Below are 23113 nucleotides of genomic sequence, written 5' to 3' on the forward strand. Positions count from 1 at the left end.
AGATTTAACCATAACCTTGACAGGGCCATGGACTCTTTTCTTTTTTTAAGGGGCAATTGTGAAACTGGATGAAATCGCCCGGCTAGCCGGCGTGTCACGAACAACGGCCAGCTATGTGATTAACGGTAAAGCAAAGCAGTACCGTGTCAGCGACAAGACCGTTGAAAAAGTTATGGCGGTGGTTCGTGAACATAACTACCATCCGAATGCTGTCGCAGCCGGTCTGCGCGCCGGGCGCACCCGCTCTATTGGTCTGGTGATCCCGGATCTGGAAAACACCAGCTATACCCGTATCGCCAACTATCTTGAACGTCAGGCGCGTCAGCGCGGCTATCAATTGCTGATTGCCTGCTCGGAAGACCAGCCTGATAACGAAATGCGCTGCATTGAACATCTGCTTCAGCGCCAGGTGGATGCCATTATTGTTTCGACCTCCTTACCGCCGGAGCATCCTTTCTACCAGCGCTGGGCGAATGATCCGTTCCCGATCGTTGCGCTTGACCGTGCCCTCGATCGCGAGCATTTCACCAGCGTGGTGGGTGCCGATCAGGACGATGCCGAAATGCTGGCCGCAGAGCTGCGGACGTTCCCGGCGGAAACGGTACTGTATTTGGGCGCGCTGCCTGAACTTTCCGTGAGCTTCCTGCGCGAGCAGGGATTCAGAACGGCCTGGAAAGACGATCCGCGCGAGGTTCACTACCTCTATGCCAACAGCTACGAACGTGAAGCCGCCGCGCAGCTATTCGAAAAATGGCTGGAAACGCATCCGATGCCTCAGGCGCTGTTCACTACCTCGTTTGCGCTCTTGCAGGGTGTCATGGATGTGACCTTACGTCGTGAAGGTAAACTGCCTTCCGATCTGGCGATTGCCACGTTCGGGGATAATGAGCTGCTCGACTTCCTTCAGTGCCCGGTGCTGGCGGTTGCACAGCGCCATCGCGATGTGGCTGAACGCGTGCTGGAGATTGTGCTGGCGAGTCTGGATGAACCCCGCAAACCGAAGCCGGGCCTGACGCGTATCAAACGTAACCTCTACCATCGCGGAATTTTAAGCCGCCAAAAATGAAATGACCGGGGCGGTGAAATCTGCCCCTTTTTGCTGCAATAATTTGTGCAGATAATTCCCGGAGAGAAATTAGGATAATTCTTGGGAGATCATAATCGCCTATTTTTCTTTATTCATTTTGGCTTTTAAATTGCCCTTTAAACAACATCTCAGCGATTTTAAACGGCACTCTTTGTATTATTTTGTTACAAACCCTCTTCGGTCGATGAATATTCAGACGTTTTTTCCTCTTCCTTTGACAGCTTACGCGATAACCACTGCGCTTACCGCTCGCCTGAGTGAATCTGGCGCTGTCATCCCCTGAGAATCTGTCATAAAATGCTGCCCGCGTCGCAAACTGACACTTTATATTTATCTGCGATGATATTGAGTGAGCCTTAACGCTAGTGTGCATATTCGGTTTTTTTCTTACAAATATTCATAACGTTAATTTTGCCTCGCCAGTTGTGCAGTTATTAACCAGGACTGTTTATCTCTGTAAATAGAGGGCTTTCGAGTCCTTATGCCGAGAGTCCTGGCTTGACAAGCTTTTCCCTCGCTCCGTAAACTCCTTTAGGTGGGAATTTGTGGGTTAAAGTGGTGAGGAGGGGTGAGACTGGCATGTTCCGTGGAGCTACGTTAGTCAATCTCGACAGTAAAGGGCGTTTATCGGTACCAACCCGATACCGCGACCAGCTGATTGAGAACGCTGCGGGTCAAATGGTTTGCACCATTGACATTAACTCCCCCTGCCTGCTGCTTTACCCCCTGCCTGAATGGGAAATTATTGAGCAAAAGCTGTCGCGACTGTCGAGCATGAACCCGCAGGAACGCCGCGTGCAGCGGTTGTTATTGGGACATGCCAGTGAATGTCAGATGGATAACGCAGGGCGATTACTGATCGCACCTGTGTTACGGCAACATGCCGGTCTGATCAAAGAAGTGATGCTGGTCGGGCAGTTCAACAAATTTGAACTGTGGGATGAAACGACCTGGTATCAACAGGTCAAGGAAGATATCGACGCTGAGCAGTCTGATTCCGCGACATTATCGGAACGGCTGCAGGACTTGTCTCTATAAATATGATGGAAAATTATAAACATAAAACGGTGTTACTGGACGAGGCCGTTAACGGCCTGAATATTCGTCCGGATGGCATCTACATTGATGGCACTTTTGGTCGCGGTGGTCACTCGCGTTTGATCCTCTCCCAACTGGGTGAGGAGGGGCGTCTGCTGGCAATCGATCGCGATCCGCAGGCAATTGCCGTTGCACAGACTATCAATGACCCACGCTTTTCCATCGTGCATGGACCTTTTTCTGCGCTCGCGGACTATGTGGCTGAGCGCGGCCTGACGGGCAAGATCGACGGGATTCTTCTCGATCTTGGCGTCTCTTCACCCCAACTTGATGATGCTGAACGCGGTTTCTCCTTTATGCGTGATGGTCCGCTGGACATGCGTATGGACCCGACTCGCGGCCAGTCTGCCGCCGAGTGGTTACAGACCGCTGACGAAGCGGATATTGCATGGGTCATCAAAACCTTCGGCGAAGAGCGCTTTGGCAAACGTATTGCGCGCGCCATTGTTGAGCGCAATCGCATTGAGCCGATGACCCGCACCAAAGAGTTGGCCGAGGTGATCGCGGCGGCAACACCGGTGAAGGATAAGCACAAACATCCCGCGACCCGTACCTTCCAGGCGGTTCGCATCTGGGTAAACAGTGAACTGGAGGAAATAGAGCTGGCGCTAAAAAGCTCGCTCGACGTGCTGGCCCCGGGTGGGCGGTTATCCATCATCAGCTTCCATTCGCTGGAAGACCGTATTGTGAAACGCTTCATGCGTGAACAAAGCCGCGGTCCACAGGTACCAGCGGGGCTGCCGATGACGGAAGAACAACTCAGGAAGCTGGGTGGCCGTCAGTTGCGAGCATTAGGCAAGTTGATGCCGGGCGAAGAAGAGGTGGCAGAGAATCCACGCGCCCGTAGTTCAGTGCTGCGTGTTGCAGAGAGGACGAACGCATGATCGGCAGAGTGACAGAGACCCTAAGCAAAGTTAAGGATTCGTTAGGAAGCAACGAGCGCCATGCCTTGCCTGGCGTGATCGGCGACGATCTTTTGCGGTTTGGGAAACTGCCACTCTGTCTGTTCATTTGCATCATTGTCACGGCTGTGACGGTGGTCACCACCGCCCACCACACACGTTTATTGACTGCGCAACGCGAGCAGATGGTACTGGAACGCGATGCGCTGGATATTGAATGGCGAAATCTGATCCTTGAAGAAAACGCGCTCGGCGATCACAGCCGGGTTGAACGGATCGCAACGGAAAAGCTGCAGCTGCAGCATGTGGATCCTTCACAGGAAAATATCGTAGTACAAAAATAAGGGAAAACGCGACGCATGAAAGCAGCGGCAAAAACGCTAAAACCAAAACGTCAGGAAGAACAGGCCAACTTTATCAGTTGGCGTTTTGCGTTGCTTTGCGGCTGCATTTTACTGGCGCTGGGTTTTCTGCTGGGCCGCGTGGCCTGGCTGCAAATCGTCGCCCCTGACATGCTGGTACGTCAGGGCGATATGCGCTCTCTTCGCGTTCAGGAGGTTTCCACGTCCCGCGGGATGATCACCGACCGCTCCGGTCGTCCGCTGGCGGTGAGCGTGCCGGTGAAAGCGATCTGGGCCGATCCGAAAGAGCTGCACGACGCCGGTGGCATTACCCTTGATAACCGCTGGAAAGCCCTGTCTGATGCGCTGAAAATGCCGCTGGATCAGCTGGCTTCCCGCGTTAACGCGAACCCGAAAGGACGTTTTATCTATCTGGCGCGTCAGGTTAACCCTGACATGGCGGACTACATTCGCAAACTGAAGCTGCCGGGTATTCATCTGCGTGAAGAATCCCGCCGTTACTACCCATCCGGCGAAGTAACCGCTCACCTCATTGGCTTTACCAACGTCGACAGCCAGGGGATTGAGGGCGTTGAGAAAAGCTTCGATAAGTGGCTCACCGGCCAGCCGGGCGAGCGAATCGTGCGTAAGGACCGCTACGGGCGCGTCATCGAAGATATCTCTTCCACGGACAGTCAGGCAGCGCATAACCTGGCCCTGAGTATCGACGAGCGCCTGCAGGCGCTGGTCTACCGCGAGTTGAACAACGCGGTGGCGTTCAACAAGGCGGAGTCAGGCAGCGCCGTGCTGGTGGATGTCAGCACCGGTGAAGTGCTGGCGATGGCCAACAGCCCGTCCTACAACCCGAACAACTTTACCGGCACCGCAAAAGATGCCATGCGTAACCGGGCAATTACCGACGTGTTCGAACCCGGCTCCACGGTGAAGCCGATGGTGGTGATGACCGCGCTCCAGCGCGGTATTGTCAATGAAAACACGGTCCTGAACACTGTCCCATACCGTATTAACGGCCACGAGATAAAAGACGTGGCGCGCTACAGCGAATTGACCCTGACCGGGGTGTTACAGAAGTCGAGTAACGTCGGTGTTTCAAAGCTGGCGTTAGCGATGCCGTCCTCAGCGTTAGTAGAAACTTACTCACGTTTTGGACTGGGAAAGGCGACCAATTTGGGGTTGGTCGGAGAACGCAGTGGCTTATATCCTCAAAAACAACGGTGGTCTGACATAGAGAGGGCCACCTTCTCTTTCGGCTACGGGCTAATGGTAACCCCGTTACAGTTAGCGCGAGTCTACGCAACGATTGGCAGCTATGGCGTCTATCGCCCGCTGTCGATTACCAAAGTTGATCCACCGGTCCCGGGCGAGCGTATCTTCCCGGAATCTATCGTTCGTACCGTGGTGCACATGATGGAAAGCGTGGCGCTGCCGGGCGGCGGCGGCGTGAAGGCGGCGATTAAAGGCTATCGTATCGCCATTAAAACCGGTACAGCGAAAAAAGTGGGGCCAGACGGCCGCTACATCAACAAATACATTGCCTATACCGCAGGCGTTGCGCCTGCAAGCAATCCGCGTTTTGCGCTGGTGGTCGTGATAAACGATCCACAGGCGGGTAAATACTACGGCGGCGCCGTCTCCGCGCCTGTGTTCGGGGCCATCATGGGCGGCGTGTTACGCACCATGAACGTTGAACCGGATGCGCTGGCGACGGGCGAAAAAAGTGAATTTGTAATTAATCAAGGCGAGGGTACAGGTGGCAGATCGTAATTTGCGCGACCTTCTCGCTCCGTGGGTGCCAAATGCACCGGAGCGAGCACTGCGAGAGATGGTTCTGGACAGCCGCGTAGCGGCTTCTGGCGATCTTTTTGTGGCGGTGGTCGGTCATCAGGCGGACGGGCGTCGTTATATCCCGCAGGCGATTGCGCAAGGTGTGGCTGCCATTATTGCTGAGGCTAAAGATGAGGCAACCGACGGTGAGATCCGTGAAATGCACGGCGTGCCGGTCATCTATCTCAGCCAGTTAAACGAACGTCTTTCCGCACTGGCGGGACGTTTTTATCACGAACCTTCCGACCAGCTGCGTCTGGTTGGCGTAACGGGTACGAACGGTAAAACCACCACCACGCAGCTGATGGCGCAGTGGGCACAGCTGCTGGGTGAAACCGGTGCGGTGATGGGAACCGTAGGTAACGGTCTGCTGGGCAAAGTAAGCCCGACGGAAAACACCACCGGCTCGGCGGTTGACGTACAGCACGTGCTTGCCGGTCTGGCAGGGCAGGGCGCAACCTTTGCCGCGATGGAGGTCTCTTCGCACGGTCTGGTACAGCACCGCGTCGCGGCGCTGAAATTTGCTGCATCCGTGTTTACCAACCTGAGCCGCGACCATCTTGATTATCATGGCGATATGGAGCACTACGAAGCCGCGAAATGGCTGCTGTTCTCTACTCACCATTACGGTCAGGCCATCATCAACGCCGACGATGAAGTGGGCCGCCGCTGGCTGGCGAAGCTGCCAGATGCGGTTGCCGTCTCGATGGAAGACCATATCAATCCGAACTGCCACGGCCGCTGGCTGAAGGCGGTTGAGGTGAATTATCACGACAGCGGGGCGACCATCCGCTTTGCCTCTTCCTGGGGTGAAGGCGAAATTGAAAGCCGCCTGATGGGGGCGTTTAACGTCAGCAACCTACTGCTGGCCCTGGCAACGCTGCTGGCGCTGGGTTACCCGATGGCTGAACTGCTGAAAACCGCCGCGCGACTGCAGCCGGTTTGTGGCCGTATGGAAGTATTTAGCGCACCGGGTAAGCCGACCGTTGTGGTTGATTATGCCCACACGCCGGATGCGCTGGAAAAAGCGCTGGAAGCGGCGCGCCTGCACTGTACCGGTAAGCTCTGGTGCGTGTTTGGCTGCGGCGGCGATCGCGACAAAGGCAAACGCCCGCTGATGGGGGCGATTGCGGAACAGTTCGCGGATATTCCGGTTGTCACCGATGACAACCCGCGTACGGAAGAGCCGCGCGCCATCATTAATGACATTCTGGCGGGTATGCTGGACGCAGGCCGCGCGCGCGTCGTGGAAGGCCGTGCTGAAGCCGTGACAAACGCCATCATGCAGGCACAGGAGAATGATGTTGTTCTGCTGGCGGGCAAAGGCCATGAAGATTATCAGATCGTTGGCAATCGCCGTCTGGACTACTCGGATCGCGTAACGGCAGCTCGCCTGCTGGGAGTTGTCGCATGATTAGCCTCTCCTTAAGCCAGGCCGCAGAAGTACTGCACGGTGACCTGCACGGGCAAGACCTGACCATCGATGCCGTGACGACGGACACCCGTAAAGTCACCGCAGGCTGTCTCTTTGTGGCGCTGAAAGGCGAGCGTTTTGACGCGCATGATTTTGCCGAGCAGGCCAAAGAGAACGGCGCCGGTGCGCTGCTGGTCAGCCGCAAGCTTGATATCGATCTGCCGCAGGTTGTGGTGAAAGATACGCGTCTCGCGTTCGGTGAGCTGGCTGCCTGGGTTCGTCAGCAGGTGCCAGCTCGCGTCGTCGCGCTGACAGGGTCATCAGGCAAAACGTCAGTGAAAGAGATGACGGCGGCGATCCTCAGCCAGTGCGGCAATACGCTTTTTACCGCGGGCAACCTCAATAATGACATCGGCGTGCCGATGACATTGCTTCGCCTGACCAAAGAGCATGACTATGCGGTGATCGAGTTAGGCGCAAACCACCAGGGTGAAATCGCCTGGACCGTAAGCCTGACTCGCCCGGAAGCGGCGCTGGTGAATAACCTCGCGGCTGCGCACCTGGAAGGCTTTGGCTCGCTGGAAGGCGTGGCGAAAGCGAAAGGCGAGATTTACACCGGCCTGCCGGATAACGGTATCGCCATTCTGAACGCCGACAATAACGACTGGCTGAACTGGCAGAGCATCATTGGTGCGCGTAAAACCTGGCGCTTCTCTCCAAATGCGGCCAACAGTGATTTTACGGCGACCAATATCCATGTGACGCCGCACGGCACCGAGTTCACCCTCACTACCCCAACGGGTGGCGTGGAGGTGCTGCTGCCGCTGCCGGGTCGCCATAACATCGCCAATGCCCTTGCGGCGGCGGCGCTGGCAACGGCGGTGGGCGCTTCACATGAGGCAATCAAAGCCGGGCTGGCGAACCTGAAAGCCGTACCGGGACGCCTGTTCCCGATTCAGCTTTCGGAAAACAAGCTGCTGCTGGATGACTCCTACAACGCGAATGTTGGCTCGATGACGGCGGCGGTGCAGGTGTTATCTGAAATGCCGGGCTACCGCATCATGGTGGTTGGCGACATGGCAGAACTGGGCGACGAAAGCGAAGCCTGTCATACCCAGGTCGGTGAAGCGGCGAAAGCGGCGGGGCTGGACTGTGTACTGAGCGCAGGAAAACTGAGCCAGGCGATCAGCCAGGCCAGCGGCGTTGGCGAGCATTTTGCCGATAAAGCCGCCTTGATTGAGCGCCTTAAGGCATTAATGACAGAAAAACAAATTGTGACAGTGTTAGTGAAAGGTTCACGTAGTGCCGCCATGGAAGAGGTTGTGCACGCATTACAGGAGAACGGGACATGTTAGTTTGGCTGGCCGAACATTTGGTCAAATATTACTCAGGCTTTAACGTCTTTTCATATCTGACGTTTCGCGCCATCGTCAGCCTGTTGACTGCGCTGTTCATCTCGTTGTGGATGGGCCCGCGCATGATTGCCCGTCTGCAAAAGCTCTCTTTCGGCCAGGTTGTGCGTAATGACGGCCCGGAATCGCACTTCAGCAAGCGCGGTACGCCGACCATGGGCGGGATCATGATCCTGACTGCCATCGTCGTTTCCGTGCTGTTGTGGGCGTACCCGTCCAACCCGTACGTCTGGTGTGTGCTGACGGTACTGGTGGGTTACGGGATCATCGGTTTCGTCGATGATTACCGCAAAGTCGTCCGCAAAGATACCAAAGGCCTGATTGCCCGCTGGAAGTATTTCTGGATGTCGGTGATCGCGCTGGGCGTGGCCTTCGCGCTGTATCTGGCCGGGAAAGACACGCCAGCGACCGAGCTGGTCGTGCCGTTCTTTAAAGACGTGATGCCGCAGCTGGGTCTGTTCTACATTCTGCTGGCGTACTTTGTGATTGTCGGCACCGGTAACGCCGTTAACCTGACCGACGGTCTGGATGGCCTGGCAATCATGCCTACCGTCTTCGTGGCGGCCGGTTTTGCGCTGGTGGCGTGGGCGACCGGTAACATGAACTTTGCGAACTACCTGCACATCCCTTATCTGCGGCATGCGGGTGAACTGGTGATCGTCTGTACGGCGATTGTAGGCGCGGGTCTTGGCTTCCTGTGGTTCAACACCTATCCGGCTCAGGTCTTTATGGGTGACGTCGGTTCACTGGCTTTGGGCGGCGCGCTGGGCATTATTGCCGTGCTGCTGCGCCAGGAGTTCCTGCTGGTGATCATGGGCGGCGTGTTTGTGGTTGAGACGCTGTCGGTGATTTTGCAGGTCGGCTCCTTCAAGCTGCGCGGTCAGCGCATCTTCCGTATGGCGCCGATTCACCACCACTATGAACTGAAAGGCTGGCCGGAGCCGCGTGTCATTGTGCGCTTCTGGATTATTTCGCTGATGCTGGTGCTGATTGGCCTGGCAACGCTGAAGGTACGTTAATCATGGCAGATTACCAGGGCAAAAAAGTCGTTATCATCGGGTTAGGCCTTACGGGGCTTTCCTGCGTGGACTTTTTCCTCGCGCGTGGCGTGACGCCGCGCGTGATGGATACGCGTGTCTCTCCGCCGGGTCTGGACAAGCTGCCGGAACAGGTTGAACGCCACCTGGGTGGTCTGAATGATGACTGGCTGCTGGCAGCCGATCTGATTGTCGCCAGCCCGGGTATGGCGCTGGCGCATCCTTCACTGAGCGCTGCCGCAGATGCGGGCGTTGAGATTGTTGGCGATATCGAGCTGTTCTGCCGCGAAGCGCAGGCTCCCGTTATCGCGATTACCGGTTCTAACGGTAAAAGCACCGTCACCACCCTGGTGGGGGAAATGGCGAAAGCGGCGGGCATGAACGTCGGCGTTGGCGGTAACATTGGTTTGCCAGCTCTGATGCTGCTGGACAAAGGCTGTGAACTGTATGTTCTCGAGCTTTCCAGCTTCCAGCTGGAAACGACCTCCAGCCTGCATGCTGCCGCTGCGACGATCCTCAACGTGACTGAAGATCACATGGACAGATATCCCTTTGGTCTGCAGCAGTACCGTGCCGCCAAGCTGCGCGTTTATGAGAATGCCAAAGTCTGCGTGGTGAACGCCGATGACGCGCTGACCATGCCGGTGCGTGGCGCAGACGACCGCTGCATCAGTTTTGGCATCACCATGGGTGATTATCATCTGAACCGCCAGCTGGGCGAAACCTGGCTGCGCGTGAAAGGTGAGAAAGTGCTGAACGTGAAAGAGATGAAGCTCTCTGGGCAGCACAACTATACCAATGCGCTGGCGGCGCTGGCGCTGGCGGATGCCGTGGGGCTGCCGCGCTCCTCGAGTCTGAAAGCGTTAACCACGTTTTCTGGCCTGGCGCACCGTTTCCAGCTGGCGCTGGAGCACAACGGCGTGCGCTGGATCAACGACTCCAAAGCCACCAACGTGGGCAGCACGGAGGCCGCGCTGAACGGGCTGCACGTTGACGGTACCCTGCATCTGCTGCTGGGTGGCGACGGTAAGTCAGCTGATTTCTCGTCCCTGAAGCCGTATCTCTCCGGCGATAACATCCGTCTCTACTGCTTCGGCCGTGACGGCAGCGAGCTGGCTGAACTGCGCCCTGAGATCGCCGAGCAAACCGAAACCATGGAACAGGCGATGCGGCTGATTGCCCCTCGCGTGAAGCCGGGTGATATGGTGCTGCTCTCTCCGGCCTGTGCCAGTCTCGATCAATTCAAGAATTTCGAACAGCGTGGTGATGTCTTTACCCGCCTGGCGAAGGAGTTAGGCTGATGCGTTTATCTCTCCCTCGCCTGAAAATGCCGCGCCTGCCAGGATTTGGGATCCTGGTGTGGTTGTTTGCGGCGCTCAAAGGCTGGGTGATGGGCTCTCGTCAAAAAGATAACGACAGCCTGATCATGTACGACCGCACGCTGTTCTGGCTCACAATGGGGCTCGCGGCGGTCGGCTTTATTATGGTGACGTCAGCGTCAATGCCCGTCGGGCAGCGTCTGGCGAACGATCCTTTCCTGTTTGCCAAACGTGATGGTCTGTACATCATCCTGGCATTCTGCCTGGCGCTGGTGACCTTGCGTCTACCGATGGAGTTCTGGCAGCGGCACAGTACGGCGATGCTGATCGCCTCGATCATTATGCTGCTGATCGTTCTGGTGGTGGGGAGTTCCGTAAACGGGGCATCACGCTGGATCGCCTTTGGCCCGCTGCGTATTCAGCCTGCGGAGTTTACCAAGCTCTCCCTGTTCTGCTACCTGGCGAACTACCTGGTGCGTAAAGTAGATGAAGTGCGTAACAACCTGCGCGGCTTCTTAAAACCGATGGGCGTGATTCTGGTGCTGGCGGTCTTACTGCTGGCGCAGCCTGACCTCGGTACGGTGGTTGTACTGTTTGTCACCACGCTGGCCATGCTGTTCCTGGCGGGCGCGAAGTTGTGGCAGTTCATCGCCATCATTGGGATGGGGATTTCAGCGGTTGTGCTGCTGATCCTCGCCGAGCCTTACCGTATTCGCCGCGTGACCTCTTTCTGGAACCCGTGGGAAGACCCGTTCGGCAGCGGTTATCAGCTGACGCAGTCACTCATGGCCTTTGGTCGTGGTGAGCTCTGGGGACAGGGGCTGGGTAACTCGGTACAGAAACTGGAGTATTTACCGGAAGCGCATACTGACTTCATCTTCTCCATTATTGCGGAAGAACTGGGTTATATCGGTGTGGTATTAGCGCTATTAATGGTATTCTTCGTCGCTTTCCGCGCCATGTCCATCGGCCGAAAAGCGCTGGAGATCGATCACCGTTTCTCAGGCTTCCTGGCCTGCTCAATTGGTATCTGGTTTAGTTTCCAGGCATTGGTTAACGTCGGGGCCGCAGCGGGGATGCTGCCGACCAAAGGTCTGACGTTGCCGTTGATCAGTTATGGTGGTTCCAGTCTGTTGATTATGTCGACGGCCATCATGCTGTTGTTGCGCATAGATTATGAAACGCGTCTGGAAAAAGCCCAGGCGTTTACACGAGGTTCACGATGAATCAACCGAAGCGGTTAATGGTGATGGCAGGCGGTACCGGCGGACATGTGTTCCCGGGACTGGCGGTTGCGCACCATTTAATGGATCAGGGCTGGCAGGTACGCTGGCTGGGAACCGCAGACCGCATGGAGGCCGACCTGGTACCGAAACACGGTATTGAGATCGACTTTATTCGTATTTCCGGCCTGCGCGGCAAAGGCCTCAAGGCAATGCTGCTGGCTCCGGTGCGCATTTTTAACGCCTGGCGTCAGGCGCGCACCATTATGAAGCGCTTTAAGCCCGATGTGGTGCTGGGCATGGGCGGCTATGTCTCGGGTCCGGGCGGGCTGGCAGCGTGGTCGTTAGGTATTCCCGTCGTCCTGCATGAGCAGAACGGTATTGCCGGTCTGACCAACAAATGGCTGGCGAAAATCGCCACCAAAGTCATGCAGGCGTTTCCCGGCGCGTTCCCGAAAGCGGACGTGGTAGGTAACCCGGTCCGTGTGGACGTACTGGCGCTGCCGTTGCCGGACGCTCGCCTGGCGGGCCGTGAAGGGCCGGTTCGTGTGCTGGTCGTCGGTGGCTCTCAGGGGGCACGCATTTTAAACCAGACGATGCCGCAGGTTGCTGCAAAGCTGGGGGATGCCGTCACCATCTGGCACCAGAGCGGAAAAGGCGCTCAGCAGACCGTTGAGCAGGCTTACGCCGAGGCGGGACAGCCGCAGCATAACGTGACGGAATTTATCGACGACATGGCGGCAGCGTATGCCTGGGCCGATGTCGTGGTCTGCCGTTCTGGCGCCTTGACGGTAAGCGAAATCGCTGCCGCGGGTCTGCCAGCCCTATTTGTGCCTTTCCAGCACAAAGACAGACAGCAGTACTGGAATGCCCTGCCGCTTGAGAAAGCCGGTGCGGCGAAAATTTTTGAGCAGCCACAATTTACCGCCGACGCGGTCGCCACCACCCTGGCGGGCTGGAACAGAGACGTATTGCTTGAGATGGCTGAACGCGCGCGCGCGGCGGCTATCCCTGATGCGACGGAACGGGTGGCAAAAGAAGTGAGCCTGGCAGCCCAGGCTTAACCCTCGCAGCGCGTGAAGCGCGGCACGAATTTTAAGTAGTCGATGGCGTTTAGAGAATGAATACACAACAACTGGCAAAACTGCGTTCAATCGTGCCCGAGATGCGTCGCGTCCGGCACATTCACTTTGTTGGCATCGGTGGTGCCGGCATGGGCGGTATTGCCGAAGTGTTAGCTAACGAAGGCTATCAGATCAGCGGGTCTGACCTGGCGCCAAACCCTGTAACGCAGCAGCTGGCGTCGCTTGGGGCGACTATCTATTTCAACCATCGCCCGGAAAACGTGCGCGATGCGAGCGTGGTGGTGGTCTCAAGCGCTATCTCCTCTGACAACCCGGAAATCGTTGCCGCGCATGACGCGCGCATTCCGGTGATCCGCCGTGCAGAAATGCTGGCGGAACTGATGCGTTTTCGCCACGGCATCGCGATTGCCGGGACCCACGGTAAAACCACGACCACGGCGATGGTTTCCAGTATTTATGCAGAAGCGGGTCTCGACCCGACGTTCGTCAACGGCGGCCTGGTCAAAGCCGCGGGCGTACATGCGCGTCTGGGCCACAGTCGTTATCTGATTGCTGAAGCGGACGAGAGCGACGCGTCGTTCCTGCACCTGCAGCCGATGGTGGCGATTGTCACCAACATCGAAGCTGACCATATGGATACCTACCAGGGTGACTTCGAGAACTTAAAGCAGACCTTTATCAACTTCCTGCACAACCTGCCGTTCTACGGGCGCGCGGTGATGTGCGTGGACGATCCGGTGATCCGCGAGTTGCTGCCGCGCGTGGGTCGTCAAATCACCACCTACGGCTTCAGCGAAGACGCTGACGTCCGCGTGGAAAAGTACAAACAGATTGGCGCGCAGGGACACTTCACGCTGGCGCGTCAGGACAAAGAGCTGCTGCACGTGACGCTGAATGCGCCAGGGCGCCATAACGCGCTCAATGCCGCAGCGGCAGTGGCCGTCGCGACGGAAGAAGGCATTGATGATGATGCGATTCTGCGCGCACTGGAAAGCTTCCAGGGCACCGGGCGTCGTTTCGATTTCCTCGGTGAATTCCCGCTGGATGCCGTGAACGGTAAAGTCGGTACGGCGATGCTGGTGGACGACTATGGCCACCATCCGACCGAAGTGGACGCCACCATTAAAGCCGCTCGTGCAGGCTGGCCAGACAAAAATCTGGTGATGGTGTTCCAGCCGCACCGCTTCACGCGTACGCGCGATCTGTATGACGATTTCGCCAGCGTCCTGTCACAGGTAGACACCCTGTTAATGCTGGATGTGTACGCCGCAGGCGAGACGCCGATTCCTGGTGCAGACAGTCGTTCTCTGTGTCGCACCATTCGTGGACGCGGTAAAGTTGACCCTATTCTGGTTTCTGACCCTGCGCAGGTGGCGGAAATTCTGGCACCGGTCCTGACAGGTAACGATCTGATTCTGATTCAGGGCGCGGGAAATATCGGCAAAATCGCCCGTACCTTAGCTGAAATCAAACTGAAGCCGCAAAACCAGGAGGATGAGCATCATGGCTGATAAGATTGCTGTCCTGTCTGGCGGCACCTCCGCCGAGCGCGAGGTTTCCCTGAATTCAGGCGCCGCTGTACTGGCGGGCCTGCGTGAAGGTGGCGTCAATGCGCACCTGGTCGATCCAAAAGAGGTCGACGTGACGCAGTTAAAAGCTATGGGCTTCGATAAAGTCTTTATCGCTTTACACGGTCGTGGCGGCGAAGACGGCACCCTGCAGGGGCTTCTGGATCTGATCGGTCTGCCATACACCGGCAGCGGCGTGATGGCGTCTGCTATCTCTATGGATAAACTGCGCAGCAAGCTGCTGTGGCAGGGCGCAGGTTTACCTGTTGCGCCATGGGTGGCACTGACGCGTCGCGAATTTGAATTGGGCCTGCCGGATAGCGTTAATGCACGCATTGCTGAACTGGGCTTACCGGTTATTGTAAAGCCCAGCCGGGAAGGCTCCAGCGTGGGAATGTCCAAAGTCGACAAAGCTGACGATTTAGCGTCCGCTTTAGCGCTGGCATTTCAACATGATGATGAAGTTCTGATAGAAAAATGGCTTAGCGGGCCGGAATTTACCGTCGCGATGCTTGGCGAAGAAATTTTACCGTCAATCCGTATCCAACCCGCCGGAGTCTTCTATGATTATGAGGCGAAGTATCTCTCTGATGAGACGCAATATTTCTGCCCAAGTGGTCTTGAAGCTGAGCGTGAAGACGATTTACAGTCCCTGGTGTTTAAAGCCTGGCATGTTCTGGGCTGCCAGGGCTGGGGACGCATCGATGTGATGCAGGACCGGGATGGACAATTTTATCTGCTGGAAGCCAATACCTCTCCGGGTATGACGAGCCACAGCCTTGTGCCGATGGCTGCGCGTCAGGCGGGGATGAGCTTCTCGCAGTTAGTCGTACGCATTCTGGACCAGGCGGGCTGATATGTCTCAGGCTGCATTGAACACGCGCAACCGCGATGACGAGGAAGAATACACCTCTTCACGCCGCAGTAATGGAACGCGTCTTGCAGGCATCATTTTCCTGCTCGGGGTGCTGTGCACCGTGTTTATCAGCGGCTGGATGGTCCTGGGCTGGATGGAAGATGCGCAGCGGTTGCCGCTTTCTAAGCTGGTGGTCACCGGTGAGCGTCACTACACGCGTAACGACGATATTCGCCAGTCAATACTGGCGCTGGGCTCGCCTGGCACCTTTATGACGCAGGACGTCAATATTATCCAAAGCCAGATTGAACGTCTGCCATGGATAAAACAGGCGAGCGTAAGAAAGCAATGGCCTGATGAATTGAAGATTCATCTGGTTGAATATGTGCCCATTGCGCGTTGGAATGATCAGCACATGGTTGACGTCGACGGAAATTCCTTCAGCGTCCCGACCGATCGTGTCAACAAGCAGAATTTACCGATGTTGTATGGCCCTGAAGGCAGCGAAAACGAGGTGTTACAGGGTTTTCGTGAAATGGGCCAGGTGCTGGCGAAGGACAGGTTTACGTTAAAAGATGCTGCAATGACGGCGCGCCGCTCCTGGCAGCTTACGTTAACGAACGGCATTAAGCTCAACCTGGGACGCGGGGACACCATGAAGCGTCTGGCGCGTTTTGTCGAACTTTACCCGGTTTTACAGCAGCAGGCACAGACTGACGGCAAACGGATAAGCTACGTTGATTTGCGCTATGACTCAGGCGCAGCAGTCGGTTGGGTACCGGCTCCGGTCGAGGAACCTAATCAGCAACAGAATCAGGCACAGGTACAGGCAGAACAACAATGATCAAGGCGACGGACAGAAAACTGGTAGTTGGACTGGAGATTGGCACCGCGAAGGTTGCCGCTTTAGTAGGGGAAGTTCTGCCCGACGGTATGGTCAATATCATTGGCGTGGGCAGTTGCCCGTCACGTGGTATGGATAAAGGTGGGGTAAACGATCTTGAATCGGTGGTGAAATGCGTCCAGCGCGCCATCGATCAGGCTGAATTGATGGCAGATTGCCAGATTTCTTCTGTCTATCTTGCCCTTTCTGGTAAGCACATTAGCTGCCAGAACGAAATCGGTATGGTGCCGATTTCCGAAGAGGAAGTGACGCAGGAAGACGTTGAAAACGTTGTGCATACGGCGAAGTCCGTGCGTGTTCGCGATGAGCATCGCGTATTGCACGTGATCCCGCAGGAATATGCGATTGACTACCAGGAAGGGATCAAAAACCCGGTTGGTCTGTCAGGCGTTCGTATGCAGGCAAAAGTGCACCTGATCACATGTCACAACGATATGGCGAAGAACATTGTAAAAGCCGTTGAACGTTGTGGCCTGAAAGTTGACCAACTTATTTTCGCCGGTCTGGCGGCAAGTTATTCCGTACTGACCGAAGATGAACGTGAACTGGGTGTCTGTGTGGTCGATATTGGTGGTGGTACAATGGACATGGCCGTGTATACCGGCGGTGCGCTGCGCCACACCAAAGTGATCCCGTACGCAGGGAACGTCGTGACCAGCGATATTGCTTACGCTTTTGGTACGCCACCGAGCGATGCAGAAGCGATTAAAGTGCGCCACGGCTGTGCGCTGGGTTCTATCGTTGGCAAAGATGAGAGCGTTGAAGTGCCTAGCGTCGGTGGTCGTCCACCGCGCAGCCTGCAGCGCCAGACGTTGGCTGAGGTGATTGAGCCGCGCTATACCGAGCTGCTCAACCTGGTCAACGAAGAAATTTTACAGTTACAGGAACAGCTTCGTCAGCAGGGTGTTAAACATCATCTTGCGGCGGGGATTGTATTAACCGGCGGTGCAGCGCAAATTGAAGGTCTTGCGGCCTGTGCGCAGCGCGTCTTCCATACGCAGGTACGTATTGGGGCGCCGCTGAATATTACCGGTTTAACGGATTATGCTCAGGAGCCGTATTATTCAACGGCTGTGGGCCTGCTCCACTACGGGAAGGAATCTCATCTCAGTGGTGAAGCGGAAGTGGAAAAACGCGTCTCAGTGGGGTCGTGGGTCAAACGACTGAACAACTGGTTGCGAAAAGAGTTTTAATTTTTTTAAGAGACCGGAGAGAATTAGCGGTCTCGGGCGACAGGCACAACGGAGAGAGAAATTATGTTTGAACCTATGGAACTGACCAACGACGCGGTGATTAAAGTCATCGGCGTCGGTGGCGGCGGCGGTAACGCCGTAGAGCATATGGTGCGTGAACGCATTGAAGGTGTTGAATTCTTCGCGGTTAACACCGATGCGCAGGCACTGCGTAAGACGGCGGTAGGCCAGACTATCCAGATCGGCGGTGGCATCACCAAAGGGCTGGGAGCTGGGGCTAACCCGGAAGTGGGTCGCAATGCGGCTGAAGAAGATCGTGAAGCCCTGCGCGCTGCACTGGAAGGTGCGGACATGGTCTTCATCGCAGCAGGTATGGGTGGCGGTACCGGTACCGGCGCAGCACCTGTTGTGGCTGAAGTTGCTAAAGATTTAGGTATTCTGACCGTTGCTGTCGTGACCAAGCCTTTCAATTTTGAAGGCAAGAAGCGTATGGCCTTCGCGGAGCAGGGTATCACCGAGCTGTCCAAACATGTGGACTCGCTGATCACCATCCCGAACGACAAACTGTTGAAGGTTCTGGGTCGCGGTATCTCCCTGCTTGACGCCTTCGGCGCAGCAAACGACGTGCTGAAAGGCGCGGTTCAGGGTATCGCTGAACTGATTACCCGTCCTGGCCTGATGAACGTTGACTTTGCAGACGTTCGCACCGTGATGTCCGAAATGGGCTACGCGATGATGGGCTCTGGCGTGGCGAGCGGCGAAGACCGTGCAGAAGAAGCGGCTGAAATGGCTATCTCTTCTCCACTGCTGGAAGATATCGACCTGTCTGGTGCGCGCGGCGTGCTGGTCAACATTACCGCTGGCTTTGACCTGCGTCTGGATGAGTTCGAAACCGTGGGTAACACCATCCGTGCGTTCGCCTCTGACAACGCTACCGTGGTAATCGGTACTTCACTTGATCCTGAAATGAACGACGAGCTGCGTGTTACCGTTGTTGCAACCGGTATCGGTATGGACAAGCGTCCTGAGATCACCTTGGTAACTAACAAGCAGAATCAGCAACCGGTAATGGATCGTTACCAGCAGCCCGGTATGTCTCCGCTGACTCAGGAGCAGAAACCGGCCGCGAAAGTGGTGAACGACCCAACGCCGCAAACGGCGAAAGAGCCAGATTATCTGGATATCCCGGCGTTCCTGCGTAAGCAAGCTGATTAAGAATTGGCTGGAATTAGGGGATTTGCGCTCTTTGTGCTAAACTGGCCCACCGTTAGTGATATACACTCTCGGTTGGATAGTTAATTTGGCGAGATTATACGATGATCAAACAAAGGACACTTAAACGTATCGTTCAGGCGACGGGTGTCGGTTTACATACCGGCAAGAAAGTCACGCTGACGTTACGCCCTGCGCCGGCCAATACCGGGGTCATCTATCGTCGCACCGACTTGAATCCACCGGTAGATTTTCCGGCCGATGCCAAATCTGTGCGTGATACTATGCTCTGTACTTGTCTGGTGAACGAGCATGACGTGCGGATTTCTACCGTAGAGCACCTGAACGCCGCCCTGGCGGGGCTGGGTATCGACAACATTATTGTTGAAGTCGATGCGCCAGAAATCCCGATTATGGATGGCAGTGCTGCACCGTTCGTCTATCTGCTGCTGGATGCTGGCATCGAAGAACTGAACTGCGCGAAGAAATTTGTTCGCATCAAAGAGACCGTTCGCGTCGAAGATGGCGACAAGTGGGCTGAATTCAAACCGTACAATGGTTTCTCGCTGGACTTTACCATCGACTTTAACCATCCGGCGATTGATTCCAGCACCCAGCGCTATGCGATGAACTTCTCTGCTGATGCGTTTATGCGCCAGATCAGCCGAGCCCGTACGTTTGGCTTCATGCGTGATATCGAATATCTGCAGTCCCGCGGCCTGTGCCTGGGCGGCAGCTTCGATTGTGCCATCGTTGTTGACGATTATCGCGTACTGAACGAAGACGGCCTGCGTTTCGAAGATGAATTCGTTCGTCACAAAATGCTGGACGCTATCGGCGACCTGTTCATGTGTGGTCACAACATCATTGGTGCATTTACCGCGTTCAAATCCGGTCATGCGCTGAACAACAAACTGTTGCAGGCCGTCCTGGCAAAACAGGAAGCCTGGGAATATGTGACCTTCGAAGACGAAGCAGAACTGCCGTTGGCTTTCAAAGCGCCAAGCATGGTTCTGGCGTAACGGTTCACGCCGTTTCGTAAAAAATCGACTGGTTAACCTGGTACTCTCTCCGGCCAGGAAGACCAGTCGTTTTTATTTTTACCCTTCTTTGTTTGCCCCTGCGTTATTTCTAGTCTGTCTTGCGCAGAAAGTGTGTGCGTTAGCTGCATTCTTGACCGTTTTTCCCCGCGGCGGCGCCTCATTCCTGCTGATGTGCATTGGCTTTAGTGGTAATATCTGGGCGCTTAAAAAAATAACTGAAAATAGCCTGTAGCAGGCTGGCTTATGTGGTGGAGCAAGTGAGCGGAATACTGACGCGCTGGCGACAATTTGGCAGACGTTACTTCTGGCCGCATCTCTTATTAGGGATGGTCGCGGCGAGTTTCGGCTTGCCTGCGCTCAGCAACAGTGCCGAAGCGGCGACGCCGACGAAGACTTCTACCAGCAAACACGATCTCAATACGCGGGTTAACTTTACAAATCTCGCCTGGCTTGAAGCCAGTCGCCGCCCGAATTTCTCCGTTGATTACTGGCACCAGCACGCTATCCGCACGGTTATCCGCCATCTCTCCTTCGCGATGGCGCCGCAGGCAATGCCTGTTGCGGAAGAGGCGCTGCCGGTGCAGGCGCAGCATCTTGCCCTGCTGGACACGCTCAACGCGCTGCTCACGCAGGACAGCCAGCCGCCGGTCATGGTTCGCCAGACGGCGCATCGCGCGCTCGTTCCTCCTGTTTCATTCTCTGTTTCAACCTGGATTAGCCAGGTTCACGGCATTCGCGCCGGGCCTCAACGCCTCAGCTAAATTAACTTTTTTAATACCTTAATTTATCTGCCCATGATGGGGCGTTTGAGAATTTATTATGCTAATCAAATTATTAACTAAAGTTTTTGGTAGTCGTAACGATCGTACCCTGCGCCGTATGCGCAAAGCTGTTGCCGTCATCAACGGTATGGAACCGGCGATGGAGAAGCTCTCTGATGATGAGCTGAAAGCGAAAACGGCGGAATTCCGTGCGCGTCTGGAAAAAGGTGAAACCTTAGAAAGCCTGATCCCGGAAGCATTTGCTGTCGTGCGTGAAGCAAGTAAGCGCGTGTTCGGCATGCGTCACTTCGACGTTCAGCTGCTGGGCGGGATGGTGCTTAACGAACGCTGCATCGCGGAAATGCGTACCGGTGAAGGTAAAACCCTGACCGCAACGCTGCCGGCTTACCTGAATGCGTTGACCGGTAAAGGCGTTCACGTCGTTACCGTCAACGACTATCTGGCGCAGCGTGACGCCGAAAACAACCGTCCACTGTTCGAATTCCTCGGCATGACCGTCGGCATCAACATGTCTGGCCTGCCTGCACCAGCCAAGCGTGAAGCGTATAACGCGGACATTACCTACGGTACCAACAACGAATACGGCTTCGACTACCTGCGTGACAACATGGCGTTCAGCCCTGAAGAGCGCGTCCAGCGTAAGCTGCACTACGCGCTGGTGGATGAGGTGGACTCCATCCTGATCGATGAAGCGCGTACTCCGCTTATCATCTCCGGCCCGGCTGAAGACAGCTCCGAGATGTACCGTAAGGTCGACAAAATCATTCCACACCTGCTGCGCCAGGAGAAAGAAGACTCGGATACCTTCCAGGGTGAAGGTCACTTCTCCGTGGATGAAAAAGCGCGCCAGGTGAACCTGACCGAGCGTGGTCTGGTGAAAATCGAAGAGCTGCTGGTGGCTGAAGGCATTATGGAAGAGGGCGAGTCTTTGTACTCCCCAAGCAACATCATGCTGATGCACCATGTGACCGCCGCGCTGCGTGCCCACGCGCTGTTCACCCGCGACGTCGACTACATCGTAAAAGACGGCGAAGTGATCATTGTCGATGAGCACACCGGTCGAACCATGCAGGGACGTCGCTGGTCTGACGGTCTGCACCAGGCTGTAGAAGCCAAAGAAGGCGTGGATATTCAAAACGAAAACCAGACGCTGGCGTCTATCACCTTCCAGAACTACTTCCGTCTGTACGAGAAGCTGGCGGGCATGACCGGTACAGCCGATACCGAAGCGTTTGAATTCAGCTCTATCTACAAGCTGGATACCGTGGTCGTTCCAACCAACCGTCCGATGATCCGTAAGGATATGCCGGACCTGGTGTACATGACCGAAGCGGAAAAAATTCAGGCGATCATCGAAGACATTCGCGAGCGTACTGCTAAAGGCCAGCCGGTTCTGGTGGGGACCATCTCCATTGAAAAATCCGAAGTGGTTTCTCACGAGCTGACGAAAGCGGGCATCAAGCACAACGTACTGAACGCCAAGTTCCACGCCAAAGAAGCAGATATTGTTGCGCAGGCAGGTTATCCGGCTGCGGTAACCATCGCCACCAACATGGCGGGTCGTGGTACCGATATTATGCTGGGCGGAAGCTGGCAGGCCGAGGTGGCTGAGCTGGAAAACCCAACGCCTGAACAGATTGCTCAGATTAAGGCCGACTGGCAGGTGCGTCACGACGCGGTGCTGGCATCCGGCGGTCTGCATATCATTGGTACCGAGCGTCACGAATCGCGTCGTATCGATAACCAGCTGCGTGGCCGTGCGGGCCGTCAGGGTGATGCCGGTTCTTCCCGCTTCTACCTGTCGATGGAAGATGCGCTGATGCGTATTTTCGCCTCCGACCGCGTGTCCGGCATGATGCGCAAGCTGGGCATGAAGCCGGGCGAAGCTATTGAGCATCCGTGGGTCACCAAAGCGATCGCGAACGCACAGCGTAAAGTGGAAAGCCGCAACTTCGATATTCGTAAGCAGCTGCTGGAATACGATGACGTGGCTAACGATCAGCGCCGTGCGATCTACACCCAGCGTAACGAACTGCTGGACGTGTCCGACGTGAGCGAAACCATCAACAGCATCCGCGAAGATGTGTTTAAAGCCACGATTGATGCGCATATTCCGCCGCAGTCTCTGGAAGAGATGTGGGACATTGAAGGCCTGCAGGAACGCCTGAAAAACGACTTCGACCTCGACCTGCCTATCAAAGAGTGGCTGGATAAAGAGCCTGAGCTGCACGAAGAGACCCTGCGCGAGCGTATCTACGAAACCGCGCTGGACGTCTACAAGCGCAAGGAAGAGGTCGTTGGCGCTGAGATGATGCGTCACTTCGAAAAAGGCGTGATGCTTCAGACGCTGGACTCCCTGTGGAAAGAGCACCTGGCGGCGATGGACTACCTGCGTCAGGGTATCCACCTGCGTGGCTATGCGCAGAAAGATCCGAAGCAGGAATACAAGCGTGAGTCCTTCTCCATGTTTGCCTCTATGCTTGAGTCGCTGAAGTATGAAGTCATCAGCACCCTGAGCAAGGTTCAGGTGCGTATGCCGGAAGAGGTGGAAGCGATGGAACAGCAGCGTCGTGAAGAAGCCGAGCGTCTGGCACAAATGCAACAGCTGAGCCATCAGACCGACGACAGCGAAGCCGCAGCGGCGATCGCCGCGCAAACCGGCGATCGTAAAGTGGGTCGTAACGATCCATGCCCTTGCGGTTCTGGTAAAAAGTACAAGGCGTGCCACGGCCGTCTGAGCTAAGTTCATAAAAAAACAAAAAGGCGCAGAAATCTGCGCCTTTTTTATGGAA

General features: G+C 55.9%; 19 protein-coding genes. All 19 read left to right on the plus strand.

The genetic code is table 11. The features are described from left to right. The first annotated feature begins 58 nt into the window (after positions 1 to 58). The 19 genes from cra (at position 59) to secA (ending at position 23064) form a co-directional block, all read left to right on the plus strand. Positions 59 to 1066, plus strand: coding sequence for a catabolite repressor/activator (cra, locus tag HMPREF3143_RS09710; protein WP_008501993.1), 1008 nt, complete (start codon positions 59 to 61; stop codon positions 1064 to 1066). A gap of 600 nt (positions 1067 to 1666) precedes the next feature. Then, positions 1667 to 2125: a division/cell wall cluster transcriptional repressor MraZ gene (gene mraZ / locus HMPREF3143_RS09715; protein ID WP_070532897.1), complete on the plus strand. Its 459-nt coding sequence runs from the start codon at positions 1667 to 1669 to the stop codon at positions 2123 to 2125. Positions 2126 to 2127: 2 nt separating this feature from the next. After that, positions 2128 to 3069: a 16S rRNA (cytosine(1402)-N(4))-methyltransferase RsmH gene (rsmH, locus tag HMPREF3143_RS09720; RefSeq protein WP_021240527.1), complete on the plus strand. Its 942-nt coding sequence runs from the start codon at positions 2128 to 2130 to the stop codon at positions 3067 to 3069. Next, positions 3066 to 3431, plus strand: a complete 366-nt coding sequence (ftsL, locus tag HMPREF3143_RS09725) for a cell division protein FtsL (protein ID WP_008501989.1) — start codon at positions 3066 to 3068, stop codon at positions 3429 to 3431. The genes rsmH and ftsL overlap by 4 nt, the downstream gene beginning before the upstream one ends. A 15-nt stretch (positions 3432 to 3446) precedes the next feature. After that, on the plus strand, positions 3447 to 5213 hold the full coding sequence (locus HMPREF3143_RS09730) for a peptidoglycan glycosyltransferase FtsI (protein ID WP_070532900.1): 1767 nt from the start codon (positions 3447 to 3449) through the stop codon (positions 5211 to 5213). After that, on the plus strand, positions 5200 to 6687 hold the full coding sequence (gene murE / locus HMPREF3143_RS09735; RefSeq protein WP_023326692.1) for a UDP-N-acetylmuramoyl-L-alanyl-D-glutamate--2,6-diaminopimelate ligase: 1488 nt from the start codon (positions 5200 to 5202) through the stop codon (positions 6685 to 6687). Before HMPREF3143_RS09730 ends, murE begins: the two co-directional genes overlap by 14 nt. Beyond that, positions 6684 to 8042 (plus strand): UDP-N-acetylmuramoyl-tripeptide--D-alanyl-D-alanine ligase, encoded by a 1359-nt coding sequence (gene murF / locus HMPREF3143_RS09740; protein WP_070532903.1) that lies wholly within the window; start codon positions 6684 to 6686, stop codon positions 8040 to 8042. The genes murE and murF overlap by 4 nt, the downstream gene beginning before the upstream one ends. Next, positions 8036 to 9118, plus strand: a complete 1083-nt coding sequence (gene mraY / locus HMPREF3143_RS09745; protein WP_008501985.1) for a phospho-N-acetylmuramoyl-pentapeptide-transferase — start codon at positions 8036 to 8038, stop codon at positions 9116 to 9118. The genes murF and mraY overlap by 7 nt, the downstream gene beginning before the upstream one ends. Positions 9119 to 9120: 2 nt before the next feature. Then, complete coding sequence (murD, locus tag HMPREF3143_RS09750; RefSeq protein ID WP_045406424.1) at positions 9121 to 10437, plus strand: UDP-N-acetylmuramoyl-L-alanine--D-glutamate ligase; 1317 nt, start codon at positions 9121 to 9123, stop codon at positions 10435 to 10437. Further along, entirely contained in the window at positions 10437 to 11681 is a 1245-nt protein-coding gene (ftsW, locus tag HMPREF3143_RS09755) for a cell division protein FtsW (RefSeq protein ID WP_008501983.1), read from the plus strand. Before murD ends, ftsW begins: the two co-directional genes overlap by 1 nt. After that, complete coding sequence (gene murG, locus HMPREF3143_RS09760) at positions 11678 to 12742, plus strand: undecaprenyldiphospho-muramoylpentapeptide beta-N-acetylglucosaminyltransferase (protein ID WP_021240525.1); 1065 nt, start codon at positions 11678 to 11680, stop codon at positions 12740 to 12742. Before ftsW ends, murG begins: the two co-directional genes overlap by 4 nt. Positions 12743 to 12798: 56 nt before the next feature. Then, complete coding sequence (gene murC, locus HMPREF3143_RS09765; RefSeq protein WP_070532906.1) at positions 12799 to 14274, plus strand: UDP-N-acetylmuramate--L-alanine ligase; 1476 nt, start codon at positions 12799 to 12801, stop codon at positions 14272 to 14274. Continuing rightward, entirely contained in the window at positions 14267 to 15187 is a 921-nt protein-coding gene (locus HMPREF3143_RS09770) for a D-alanine--D-alanine ligase (protein WP_070532909.1), read from the plus strand. The genes murC and HMPREF3143_RS09770 overlap by 8 nt, the downstream gene beginning before the upstream one ends. Before the next feature lies 1 nt (position 15188). Next, positions 15189 to 16031 carry a cell division protein FtsQ gene (gene ftsQ, locus HMPREF3143_RS09775; RefSeq protein WP_008501979.1) on the plus strand — a complete coding sequence of 281 codons (843 nt, stop codon included), beginning with the start codon at positions 15189 to 15191 and terminating at the stop codon, positions 16029 to 16031. After that, positions 16028 to 17284 carry a cell division protein FtsA gene (gene ftsA / locus HMPREF3143_RS09780; protein ID WP_006173845.1) on the plus strand — a complete coding sequence of 419 codons (1257 nt, stop codon included), beginning with the start codon at positions 16028 to 16030 and terminating at the stop codon, positions 17282 to 17284. The genes ftsQ and ftsA overlap by 4 nt, the downstream gene beginning before the upstream one ends. A gap of 63 nt (positions 17285 to 17347) precedes the next feature. Next, positions 17348 to 18499: a cell division protein FtsZ gene (ftsZ, locus tag HMPREF3143_RS09785; protein ID WP_070532912.1), complete on the plus strand. Its 1152-nt coding sequence runs from the start codon at positions 17348 to 17350 to the stop codon at positions 18497 to 18499. A 101-nt stretch (positions 18500 to 18600) separates the two neighbouring features. Then, on the plus strand, positions 18601 to 19518 hold the full coding sequence (gene lpxC, locus HMPREF3143_RS09790; protein WP_008501977.1) for a UDP-3-O-acyl-N-acetylglucosamine deacetylase: 918 nt from the start codon (positions 18601 to 18603) through the stop codon (positions 19516 to 19518). 278 nt (positions 19519 to 19796) lie between these two features. Beyond that, a complete protein-coding gene (secM, locus tag HMPREF3143_RS09795; RefSeq protein WP_072205873.1) occupies positions 19797 to 20300 on the plus strand; it encodes a secA translation cis-regulator SecM in 504 nt (167 codons plus the stop codon). A gap of 58 nt (positions 20301 to 20358) precedes the next feature. Then, positions 20359 to 23064 (plus strand): preprotein translocase subunit SecA, encoded by a 2706-nt coding sequence (gene secA / locus HMPREF3143_RS09800; protein ID WP_021240521.1) that lies wholly within the window; start codon positions 20359 to 20361, stop codon positions 23062 to 23064. The last annotated feature ends 49 nt before the right edge of the window (positions 23065 to 23113 follow it).

This window comes from Enterobacter sp. HMSC16D10, assembly GCF_001807145.1.
GTDB classification, from domain to species: domain Bacteria; phylum Pseudomonadota; class Gammaproteobacteria; order Enterobacterales; family Enterobacteriaceae; genus Enterobacter; species Enterobacter roggenkampii.